This is a genomic window from Myxococcus sp. CA040A (genome assembly GCF_013336725.1).
GTDB classification, from domain to species: domain Bacteria; phylum Myxococcota; class Myxococcia; order Myxococcales; family Myxococcaceae; genus Myxococcus; species Myxococcus llanfairpwllgwyngyllgogerychwyrndrobwllllantysiliogogogochensis.
This window is the reverse complement of sequence record NZ_JABUMR010000004.1, coordinates 443,229-454,617: the sequence shown is the minus strand read 5'-3', so window position 1 is coordinate 454,617 and position 11,389 is coordinate 443,229. Positions and strand designations below refer to the sequence as shown.

The window sequence follows — 11,389 nt, the reverse complement described above, 5'->3', positions numbered from 1 at the left end:
AGCCCTCCCCATTGGCCGGTTTTCAGGGGACCTTTATTGGCCGGTTTTGGGTGACCACTGAGGCCTCGCTGGTGGGCAGCGTGCCGCCGAAAGCGCTGAGCACCTCGGGCGTGTCCCGCCCCGTTACCGGTTTGCCCATGGCCTCTGCAATGAGGTCGAGTAGGCGATTGGCTCGCTCGCGGATGAATCCAGGGAAGTCGTCGCCGCGAAGCAGCGCAGGGCGAATGAGATGGCTCTCCAAGATGGTGTCGAGACGTGCTGACGCCACTGCGTGGTTTCGCTCCAGGCTGGAGAGATAGGTGCTAGGGGCATGGCCTCCGATGATGCGATTCGTCCGGGCAGTCAGTGGGGCCTTGTTGACGACACTGTTCCAGAGGTTTCGATCGAGCCCCTGCTTCTCGCAGTAAGACTTGGGGAAGATGTGGTGGATGTCCACCGCCTCCTCGAAAAAATTCGTCAGCTCGACGGCATCGCCGCTTTTGAAGTCGCGGCTGCCTACCTGCATCAGTTTTGCCATCACCCCCTTGTATGCGGCGCTCAGGCGAGTCTGCATGCTCAGCAGGCGCGTAGGGACGAACGACGCCTCCCTCACGGTCCGCGGCGCCTCACCGCCATCGATCCACGCGAGCACTTCCGCGATGTCGTAGGCGAAGCGTGTCTCGCTCGCGGTGCTGTACAGCTCCCCGAAGACTCCACACCAGTACCAGCGAGCGAGCTGCTCTTTCACTCCGTCCGTCTCGAATCGGTCACCCAGCACCGCGCAAATGGCGGCGAGCGGGATGAGCTGCGCCTGGTAGGGCAGATCGCGGGCGCTGAAGACATTCTCACGCACCAGAAGCTTGCTGGCTGCCTTGAAACCCGCCTCCGCCATATCGGCATTGGTGCGGTATGTTGCTGCTGCGAGTTGGAGGATGTCCCGACGCTTGCAGCCCACCACCACGCGTCGCTCCTTGCTCGCCCGATAGGTTGCGAGCAAGGTCACGGCGGCGAGGAAGTCAGAGTTGCTCACGTCGGACAAGGCGCTGTGCGCGTGTAGCCGCTCAGCGCGCATCTCCCAGTCGTCCCGAAGTGAGAAGTCCTCGGCGGCGAAGGATGCTGTCACCAGTTCGAAGACGGTGAGGGATACTCCTCCCATGTTCACCTTCTCGAAGACTTGGCAGACAGCATCTTTGGGGGTCTCGCGAAGAAGCTCGATGATGGGGACGCGGTAGTGCTGGAATCGGCTCACCACCTGCGTTTCGAATGCGTCGAAGAGGTCGAGCTTGGCGTCGTCGTTGCGGTCACGATGTAGCTTGGTGTAGCCGCGCCGCCATGCCGGGTACTTGGAAAGATCGAAGAGCGCGTCGAGGGGGAACAGTCCGGAGGCCCACTCCTTCTCCGGGGTGCTCACGTCCAGGTCGACGGTGCGGGCAAAGTTCGAGGTGAGGACGCGCCCCGGGGGGAGAGACACCACTGCATCCATCCGGTCAGCCATCGGGTCGAGCGCCTTGGTCATGTCGAGGTAGTAGACGCGCGAGATGTCCTTTCCCTTTTCGGTTGTAGTTGGGACCGGCTGTCCGCTGCGCAGCGCTAGGTAGAGCGAGGTCATGCGCTGCTGCCCGTCCAGCAGGAGACGCTGGGGAGGCGGTGGGGTGGGGAGCTTCACCCCCTCCACGACGCGCGGTTTGAAGCGCACCCCCTCTCCGCCCGTTTCCAGGAGGAGCACCGCTCCAATGGGGTATGAGAGCGAGATGCTGGCGATGAGCGAGCGGATGTGCTCGTCGTCCCACACCCAGCCGCGCTGGAAGTCAGGCAATTGGACGTGGCCCTTGGCGATTTCCTCCAAGAGGTCTCGTAGGGCGGGCTCGCCGGAGCGGAAGGTGCTGGAGACGGCGGACATGGTGTCCCTCGTTCGCTGATGAGCGGGGAGCCTATTTCAGACTGGGAGAGGTTTGCGGATCAACTCGCGCCAGTGGGAGGTTTTGCGATCAAGCTCGCGGCGGAGCTTGACTGCTTCGTCGCTATCACTGAGTCCTGCTCCCTCGAGTGCTGCTGCCAGTCCTGCGGCGGCATCGACACGCTTGGGGTCCAGCTCAAGCGCCTGACGGAAGCACGGAATGGCTTCGTGGAACCGTTTGGCGAACAAGTGGTTCACTCCACGAGTGACGTGGAAGTGGTCCCACTTGCTTGCGACCTGGTCCGCCCTGGCGAACGCTTGCTCGGCCTCGTCGTATCTCCCCGCGTTTGAAAGGATGATGCCGAACTCGGTCGGGGGCCGGTCCCAATCGGGGGCCAGACGCGCAGCTTCCGCGCAGTGATGGAGCGCTTCTGCCAGGAGTTGGTGCTGTTGAGGCGATACCGTGTGGCCGAGGTACGCCCCCAATGTGTAGTGGTTGTTCGCATCCGAGGGGAACCACTGCACTGCGATTCGCATGTGCTCGATAGCCGAGCGGAGGTCCCCTCGGGAAAACGCATCATTCGCCTGGCTGGTGCGGTTCCGTGCTTTGAACTCTGGAGGTCCGGAGATCTTGAAGACGTGCGCTCCTTGGGGAGGTTGCGAGTCGTAGCCGCTCATCCGCAAGAGCATTTCGCGGACCATGGGCATCATCTGATGTGCCTCCTTGGCAGGAATCCTGAGGTCCTTCGCGATGGGGTCACCTGCGAACGGGAGCGGACCGAGTCGCTGGGCCCACGCGTTCAGGCGGCTGTGCCAAGGTCCTGGCAGGGCGAGCAGATCGTTCATGACCTCTTCATGGAACCACGCCTTCTCGGCCAAGCGGTCGCACAGCATCCGGCCCAGCCGCGAGTGGGCGCCGCGGTAGATGATGTCGAGCAGCTTGCCCCGGCGCTCCATCTGGCCGAGATCCAGGGTCAACAGCAGGTTGCTTGTCAGGCGCGCCGTGGTCTCGAACGCCCTGATGAAGTCCGTTAGCCGCTCCTCGCTGATGAGGTCGGAGAGCCGGGAGCGGCATGCGGCGGCTCCAGCCGCGAGACGAAGCCGGGCGTTTATTTCTTCCGCAGGCCCTCCCGTCTTTGCTGCCAGGGCATCGGAAAGGAAGGCGAGATTCTCGTTGCTCGGTTCGCTCTTCCCGGTGCGCCACGAGTCCATTGTGTTCCGGGAGACTCGCGCCAGCTTCGCCAATTCGGCCACCGTGGCGCTCTTCCCTCCAATCTTGTTCATCACGCGGCGGAAGACGTCGTGTTCGAGCCAAACGGGGCGGAATGCCGGCGAGTGGCCGTGCTCGATTCGCAGGACTTGGTACGCTCCCCAGCGAATGCCCGCATCCAAAGTGTAGAGGCGAAGAAACGGGATGGGTGCATCGCGCTTCTCGGTGATAGGGAAGCTCCGGCTGTTCATCAACGCTGCGAGTTCGTCCCACCGCTCGGCTGCTTCGCGCGTCACGGAAAGAGCCCAGGTAGTCGGATCGAAGTCAGCAGCAGGGAGGATGTCTGCGGGGACGAGCGCCGCAGGGAACATGGCCTCCACTAGCGTTTTCAGCACCGCGTCGAGCTTCTCCCTGGCTACTGCCACGTCATCATCGAAGACACGCTGTGCGGTCTTGTAGCTAAAGCTTTGTGCGTCCCGGAGAAGGCCCTTCAGCCGGAGGAACTCCGCCGCCTCGCCCAGGAGTCGGCCACTTCGCGGGTACTCGATGCCCGAGCCGCTCGGAAGATTGAAGTAGCTCATGTCGTTTCGCCCACGGATGGGGCCAGCGGCGATGCCACTAGCCCCATCCGTGTTCGCTCCTACTTCTTGTTACCGTTCGAAGTCTTGCTTCCACCGGTAGCCGGCTGACCACTCTGGTAGTTGGGATGCTGTGGGTTCATCTGGCCACCCCGGTTCCCGTTGTTGCTATGGTATGCGGGGTTGTTCGGATTCTGGACGATCGAACGGTGGTCGTTCGGCGTGTAGTCACTGTTCTTACCCATTTTCTCTCCGTGCCGCTTTGGCAGTGATGTCCGCGCTTCATGTGCGAACGCTGCCATGGCACCAGAGTGGGCGCCGCCAAACGACCCAAGTTCAGTGGACATCGAGAAAAGCCCAGTAACTTCAGCGGCTTTGGCCCTTGTTGGGACTCGACCCCACTGAGGACGATGAGCCCTTGCTCCCCCGACATACATCTCGCCCCGTATGCGCGCTGCGGATGGCGGGCTTGTGGTGTGTCGTGTCGGAGGTTTCCAGCCGCCTGTGTTGGCTTCGAGTTCCGCCTGGGCACCCCGAACTGCGGCTCACCTTGCTCCGGAATCGCTGCTCGACTTGGCCTGGGAGCGGTGCTCGGCTTGTCCCTGTGCACGCACCTGGCTGAGCTGAATGGATGACGTGGCGTCGATCGCGTCGCTCTGAGTGCGGTCGCTCGTTTCACGGCCTGTCGGTGCAGACACGCGTGAATCGTGCATGACCGACACCGTGGGCAGGCGAGCATCATTCCTGGACTCTATGAAAACGGGGCGTGTGCTGCGTGCTCGCGTGGCGCTGGCTTTCGCGAGACACGGCGGAATTGGAAACCCAGAACGCGTGAAGTCTCCACTGGGGCGCTCTTATTGCCTGAGAGGCCGGGAGTGTTTCACGTGTTGTCTTCGCCAGGTTTTCTTCCCCCTGACAGGGAATACGCGACTTGGCGTCTCTCCGTGCTCGCCCGCTTCTTTGGTGGTCGAAAAAGCAACTGTCTTTGTCTATAAAGGGGTGAACGAACATTCATTCACCGGGACTTGTGGCCCTCGGTGAACCCATCCGGCCCGTTGGGAGCTGTCCCCTGAAGCGCGTACACACCTTGGTCTTCCCCACGCCGGCCGTTTACTGGCTCGTGGTGGGCCTCATCCTCATCTACGTGGTGATGGCGGCGGTGCTCGCACCCATGTCCATCCACCTGCTCCCGCTGTCGATGGTTCATGACCTGCTGCGGAGCTACTTCGGGTTCTTCATCCTCATCCTGGGCATCCCCTGCGGTATCTACGTGATCGGGTGGCGCGCCAGCGACCTGTTCGTCTGGCTGCGCGCCCCTGAATCACTGACGGTGGACTCGCTGCGGCTCACGTCCGGTGACACGACGCTGGCCTGGGGGAACGTGGGCAGCATCGTCCGCCAGCACAACCATGACCGCCTCGTGCTTCTCCATCGCGGCGGCAAGTACCGGCTGCGGCTGAACTTGTGGAGCGACTCGGACGAACTCGAGGCCGAGGTGACGGACCGTGTCGTCGCCGCGCTCCTGGACAAGGTGCGCCGCCAGGTCGCGTCGGGTCATTCCGTGGCCTTCGGCCCGCTGACGCTCAGCTCCGAGGGACTGACGCACAAGAGGCAGCTCATCCGCTGGGATGACATCGAGAGCATCCGCTTCCAGGACGGGCACGACCAGGGCGTGTCGACTCGGGAGCTGATCATCACGGCGCACGGGAGGTTCCGGAAGATCGACGAGGAGAAGATCGTCAACGCCCCGGTGCTCCTGGCCTACCTGACCGACCGTCTCGAGCCGTGACTTTTTCCCCCAACCCCGAACAGGCATCACCTCATGGAAATCTATAGCTCTGCCAAGACGAAGGCGAAGTCGGACCAGCCGCACGCGTTCTATTACTCGCGCACGAAGCTCATCGTGGGCGCTGTCATCTGGACGCTGTCCACGGCCTTCTTCGGCGCGCTCACCTATCGCTCCATTGGCGAGACGGGCGTCATGGCCTTCTGCGGCTTCATCACGGCGACGTCCATCTGGATGATCTTCAACTGCGTCAAGCCGCTGGGCAGCCTGGACACGCCCGTGCTGACCATCGGCCGGGACGGCATCCTCTTCCCGGATGGCGTGCTGATTGCCTGGGACGACATGAAGGAGAACACCTACGTCGACCAGTCGTACATGGGCATTCCCATCGGGAAGTCGGTGGTCGTGAAGACCACGCTGAAGAAGCCCAAGGCCAAGCAGCTGCGCGTCGCCGCCGTCCAGATGTCGAGCGACGAGTATCTGGCCATCTGCGACCGCTACAGCCAGGCCGCGTGATCCACTGCTGAGTCGCTCCTGCGTCAGGCCCTGCCAGGCCCGGCGCGGGAGGTCTCCTCCCAGTGTCTCGAAGGCACCGTGACACCGGGCGGAGACCGAAGAACGAGTCCCGCGCGGACGCGGGCCCATGTGGCCCCTGCGATAGACTCCCGAAGCCGTGAAGTTTGCGAGGCCCGGTCGAGATCAACCAGGAGAGGCATGTGACGCCGCGACTGAGCGCCTGCCGCATGTGGCTGCCTCATGAAGGACGAGCGGTCGGCGTGGACTGGAGCGGTGCGGCTCAGGCACACCGGAAGGTCTGGGCCGCGACCCTGAGCTTCGAGGGAGGGCAGGGGCGGCTCCAGTGCCTCCAGCGGCCCTTCACGTCGAAAGGGGCGAACACGGTGTCGGAGGGCCTGGGCCCATGGCTGTCGGCCCAGGACGCCGATGTGGTCGGACTCGACTTTTGCTTCAGCCTCGAAGCCAGCCAACTGGCCTCGCTGGGGCTCCCCACCATGGGCCCTCAGGAACTGGGCCGGGCCATCAGCGCGACATTCGACTCGGCGGAGTCGTTCAGGGCCGCCGTCGGGCCAGAGAAGAAGCGCGTCACGGAGGTGGATTGCTCCGCGCCGTTCGCCCCCACCAACCTGCGCATGTACAAGCAGACCTATTGGGGCCTGCGGGCACTCGGTTCCTGTCGCGGCGCCTTTCCTCCCTGGGGCACGAGCCCCGGGCCGGCCCTGGTGGAGGTACTCCCCGCCGAGGTCGTCCGGTGGCTCGGCCTGCCCAAGACCTACAAGGGCCGTGGCTTCGAGGAACGCCGACGAGAAATCCTCCGGCGCATCCGCGAGTCCACGGACCTGCGCATCCCCGACAGCGACCTGCTCACGATGGTCTCTGACGCGGACGGAGATGCGCTCGATGCACTGCTGGCCGCACTGTCAGCCGCGTCGGCGTGGTCCTCGGGTTTCACCGGCGCCCCTCCCACGTCGGCAAGCACGGGGGAGGGGTGGATCTTCTCCGTGAGGCAGCGACCCGAGCAGTAGCGAGACTCGACTGCTCAGTACGTCCCGATGTCGTAGACAGTCGACAGCCAGTTGCCGCAATTCCAGCCAGTGCCCGTGGACAGGCACACCGGGTAGCGCGCCCAGGAGCGGTGGACCTGGACGACGTCGGTGCGGCCATCGCCGTTGACGTCCGCCGCCATGAACCGCTGCTCGGAGGACCCCGAGTTGTAAATGGTTGCCGACGAATTGCTGCAACTCCAGCCCGAGCCCGTGGAGTAGCACGTGGGGATGCTCCCCCAGCCACGGTAGGTCTGGATGACGTCCGTGCGCCCGTCCCCGTTGAAGTCGCCCGTCAGCATCTGCTGCTCATGCGAGCCCGAGTTGTAGAACGTGCCCGACGGGATGTTGCAGGACCAGGTCGCCGAGGCCAGGCCGTAGCACAGCGGCATGGCATTCCATCCGCGATAGGACTGGAGGATGTCGTCCCGCCCGTCGCCGTTGAAGTCGCCGGTGAGGAAGTCCTGCTCGGCATTGCCCGCGTCGTACATGGCTACGCTGGGGTTGCTGCAGGACCAGGCCGTGCCCGTCGACAGACACACGGGCTGCGTCAACCAGCGGCGATACGCCTGCGCGATGTCATCCCGTCCATCGCCATTGAAGTCTCCCGACAGGTAGCGCACCTCGGGAGAGTCCGTCGTGCGGAGCGTGGCCGCCGGGTTGTTGCAGGACCAGCCCGTGCCGGTGGAGCGACACACGGGCAGCATCGACGAGTCGTGGTACGCCTGGGCGATATCCGTCTTCCCATCACCGCTGAAGTCGCCGGTGATGAAGCGCTGGCTCCCGGTTCCCCAGTTGTAGATGTCCGCATAGGGATTGGAGCAGGACCAGGCCCCCAGTCCCGTGGAGTAACAGACCGGGTAGCTGGCCCAGAAGCGATAGGTCTGCACCAGGTCCGTGCGTCCGTCGCCGTTGAAGTCACCCGTGACGTACCGCTGCTCCGGAGAACCCCAGTTGTAGACAGTCGCGGAAGGGTTGGTGCACGTCCACCCGCTGCCCGTCGAGCGGCACATGGGAATCGAACCCCAGCCCCGGTACGTCTGGAGGATGTCCGCGCGGAAGTCGGAGTCCACCTTGGCCACGTGGAACTGCTGGTCGGCCCCGCGAGGCTGCCCGTAGAACTGCCGCACGCCCTGGATGTCCGTGGTGCTGAGCTGCCCGCCGTTGTTCCAGGTCGGGCTGCAGTAGTTCATCACCGACATCAAGTCCCACGCGCCCACGTAGGTGTCCCCGTCGCTGCCCTGGGACGGAGTGGTGCAGGTGGACGGTGTGTCTCCGCGGTTGTGCTCGTGCGCGAAGCCCAGGGCGTGGCCGAACTCGTGAACGCCGATGGAGCGGATGCAGTGCTCACGCTGCGCGGCGCTGGAGGCACAGGAGGGGCTCCAGTTGGCGAAGGTGAAGTTGAGCACCATGCCCTCGTCCTCGTCCTCGATTTCAGTGCCCAGTCCCTCGGTGTGAGGCCCCTCGTCGCTGATGGTGATGCGGATGTCCGCGGAGCTGGGGCAGGCGCCCCAACCGGAGAACACCAGATTGCTCTCCTTCTCCCAGGTGTCGCGGATGGAGGTGCGCACCCATTCCTTCTCGGTGGCGAAGCCCGGCGTGTCCCAGCACACCGTCAGGTTGGGGCGCCCCCAGACTTCGTCCGAGTCGACATACAGCGACTGCTCAGACGTGCCGATGGTCACGAGGGATGCGTCGGCGGTCGACGTGGAGTCCATGGGGGCGCCACACGCGACGAGCAGTCCTGCGCTCATGGTGAGGAGGAGCCCTCGGGCTCCAGAGAGCCCGGTGTTTCGGTGCCTTGATGTCTCGATGAACATGACTTTCCCTTGGCGGACGCGAGGCGCCATCCAGAGGGACAGGGGGCCGCGCGCAGGAATCGAACGCGAGACACCAGGATTCTTCGCCCGGGTCCGTTCGACTCGGACGCTTCGAGCCGCTGATATGTCTTTGTTGGCGGAATGCTGAGTGCCGCCCCTCATGCTGGCACGGCTTCCGAGTTCTTCTGCCGCCGGCGCCTCTCGTGCCTCAGCCCGGTCCCCCGAGGCGCCGGGTTGCCTCCTCCTCGGGCGGCTTCTCCTTCGGCGAGATGAGCTGGGTGGGCTCCAACTCGGCAGGCGCGGAAGGTGGCGCACGGGAGAGCAGGGCCTGCATTTCTTCGGGTGTGGGGTCGCTCAGCTCGGACAGTTCGCGCTCATGAGACCAGCGTTCTGGGTAGTTCTCTCGCAGCCAGCTCGCGAGGTCGACCACGGGAAGTGCCTGCCTCAGGGGGAGCAGCGCCTGCTCCAACTCGCTCGCGTCCGAGAAGCGCTTCGCGGGCGTCAGGTGCAGCGCCTTCTCCACCATTCCACGAAGCAGCCGATTCACGGCGGGAGCCTCCGGGCCTTCCCACCGCGCGCGCTGTTGCAGGCTCAGGCTGATGCCCGGAAGGTCTCCCCAGAGCAGCTCATGGAGGACGCAGCCGAGCGCGTAGATGTCACCCGACGTCGTCGCCTCCGCGCCCGCCCGACGCTCCGGCGGCATGTACGCGAGCTTGCCAATGACATCGCCAGCCTGGGTGAGCCGACTCACAGGGGGCAGTGACGCCGTCGACCGCGAAGCCAGATGCTCCTGCGGACTGCCCACCCCATGCGCGATGCCGAAGTCGACGACCTTCACCACTCCGTCGAACGTCACCACCAGGTTGTCCGCGCTGATGTCGCGGTGGATGACGCCTCGCTCGTGCGCGTACGCGAGCCCCTTCAGGGACTGCAGGCAGATCTCCACCACGATCTCGAGCGGTACCTCGCCTCCGCGTCGCACCAGCCGCGCGAGCTTCAGCGCGTTCACCCCGCTCAGGTACTCCATGACGATGAACCACGCGCCGTCCACCTGTCCCAGGTCATGCACGGACACGATGTTCGGATGGTGCAGGCGCGCGGCGGTGCGAGCCTCTCCAATGAAACGGTGGAGCCGGACGGCCGGGTCTTCACTGTCCTCGTCGACCATCCGCTTGAGGACCACCAGCCGATGAAACCCCGCGCGGCCCGTGCGCACCGCCAACCAGACCTCGCCCATGCCGCCACGTCCGAGGCGCGAGAGCCGTCGGTAGCGATGAATCCCCGTGCCCAGGTCCGCGCCCCTCAAGGACCGCGCGGTGAGGATGGCGAGCGAGGTGGTGGCCAGGAGCAGGAACGGAAGTCCCACGAGCGCGAACAGGGGCGGACCTGAAATCCACCCGACGTCCACCGCCAGCTCTCGCCCCAGGATGCCCAGCGCGAGCAGGGCGGCCCCAAGCACCGCCGCGGCCATGGCGCCCCGACGCTTCAGTGTCAGCAAGGCCTCCAGGGCCCACGTGCCTCCCACCGTCACGGCCAGCAGCCAGAACATCGGCAGCCCCAACCCCACCGTCGCGCGGGACAGGTCCTCGGACGTCATCCGGGGCCCCGACGTCGCCAGCACGGACCCGAGCACGTCCGCGACCCGCATCGCGCCGAACGCCACCGCCACACCCAGCAGCACCCGCCGCGAGCGCGTCAACGGCACGTCCAGCAAGGCCCAGAGGACTCGCAGCAACGTGTAGGGCAGGGGAATGGAACACAGCGCGCCGAGCAACAACCACGGACGGGTGTCCACGAACATCCACCCGACTTCGTGCCGAGTGGCCCCCGCGGAGAGGCTCAGCGCCGCGAAGCCCAGGAAGCTCGTCGCGAGCCACAACTGGACACGTTGGGAGCGCACCGCCGCCCAGGTCGCGAAATGCACCAGCGCGAGCACGAAGAATGCCCCCGCGAGCGCCAGGTGCAGCATCGTGTAGGGCGTCACGGGTGGGAGCCTAACCCAGACACCTCGGTACTCGCGAATTGCAGCCTATCCAGGAGGATGGGGCCGCCGTGAGTGCCCCGGGGATGACGCGAGGCGTGCTCGCGTCATCGACCCGGCGAACAGCTACTTCTTGCCCGCGACCTTCGCGTAGGTGCCCTTGAGCGTCACGCCGACGGCGAAGGTGCCGGCATGGCACTCGATTTCAGAGGCGTTCTGCAGCTCGTTCCTCTTGTAATAGCTGACGATGTTGACGACGGCGTTGGCGCCGCGCTTCTGGGCGCCTTCCTGGAGCGAAATCAGCGCCGACAGGATGGCCCACTTGCAGCCCTCCTCGTCGGACTTGCCCACGCCGCTGGTCTTCTTGTTGGAGACGTCCTCGCCCAGTTCCTTGGTGACTTCGGGCGTCTTCGCGCCGGCCAGGTAGAACTTCACCGTGCCATCCAGCTTCCCCTGGGCCTGCGGCATCGACAGGACGGAGGCGAGCGGAATCATCGTCACGGTGTCTCGCGCCAGCGCGGGGCTGGAGACGGTGAGCGCGAGCAGCGACAGCAGCATTGCCTTCTTCATGGGGTTCTC

8 protein-coding genes are annotated in these 11,389 nt (G+C 64.9%); 3 read left to right on the top strand and 5 right to left on the bottom strand.

Annotated features, from left to right (window positions below):
* Positions 1-22 precede the first annotated feature (22 nt).
* A complete protein-coding gene (locus HUA75_RS18915; RefSeq protein WP_174487205.1) occupies positions 23-1,879 on the bottom strand; it encodes a DUF262 domain-containing protein in 1,857 nt (618 codons plus the stop codon).
* 36 nt (positions 1,880-1,915) lie between these two features.
* Positions 1,916-3,667, bottom strand: coding sequence for a tetratricopeptide repeat protein (locus HUA75_RS18910; RefSeq protein ID WP_174487204.1), 1,752 nt, complete (start codon positions 3,665-3,667; stop codon positions 1,916-1,918).
* A 1,084-nt stretch (positions 3,668-4,751) separates the two neighbouring features.
* Here HUA75_RS18910 and HUA75_RS18905 point away from each other — a divergent pair.
* The 3 genes from HUA75_RS18905 (at position 4,752) to HUA75_RS18895 (ending at position 6,991) form a co-directional block, all read left to right on the top strand.
* Complete coding sequence (locus HUA75_RS18905) at positions 4,752-5,453, top strand: DUF6585 family protein (RefSeq protein WP_254627640.1); 702 nt, start codon at positions 4,752-4,754, stop codon at positions 5,451-5,453.
* Positions 5,454-5,486: 33 nt separating this feature from the next.
* Positions 5,487-5,966: a hypothetical protein gene (locus tag HUA75_RS18900; protein ID WP_174455073.1), complete on the top strand. Its 480-nt coding sequence runs from the start codon at positions 5,487-5,489 to the stop codon at positions 5,964-5,966.
* A 200-nt stretch (positions 5,967-6,166) separates the two neighbouring features.
* Positions 6,167-6,991, top strand: a complete 825-nt coding sequence (locus HUA75_RS18895) for a DUF429 domain-containing protein (protein ID WP_174487203.1) — start codon at positions 6,167-6,169, stop codon at positions 6,989-6,991.
* 14 nt (positions 6,992-7,005) lie between these two features.
* On the opposite strand, the gene HUA75_RS18890 is transcribed toward HUA75_RS18895, so the two are convergent.
* The 3 genes from HUA75_RS18890 to HUA75_RS18880 form a co-directional block, all read right to left on the bottom strand.
* Complete coding sequence (locus HUA75_RS18890; protein WP_174487202.1) at positions 7,006-8,763, bottom strand: FG-GAP-like repeat-containing protein; 1,758 nt, start codon at positions 8,761-8,763, stop codon at positions 7,006-7,008.
* A 274-nt stretch (positions 8,764-9,037) separates the two neighbouring features.
* The gene (locus HUA75_RS18885; protein WP_174487201.1) at positions 9,038-10,813 is read right to left on the bottom strand and encodes a serine/threonine-protein kinase; all 1,776 of its coding nucleotides are present in this window, start codon (positions 10,811-10,813) and stop codon (positions 9,038-9,040) included.
* A gap of 123 nt (positions 10,814-10,936) precedes the next feature.
* Positions 10,937-11,380 carry an excinuclease ATPase subunit gene (locus HUA75_RS18880; protein WP_141640861.1) on the bottom strand — a complete coding sequence of 148 codons (444 nt, stop codon included), beginning with the start codon at positions 11,378-11,380 and terminating at the stop codon, positions 10,937-10,939.
* Between the last annotated feature and the right edge of the window lie 9 nt (positions 11,381-11,389).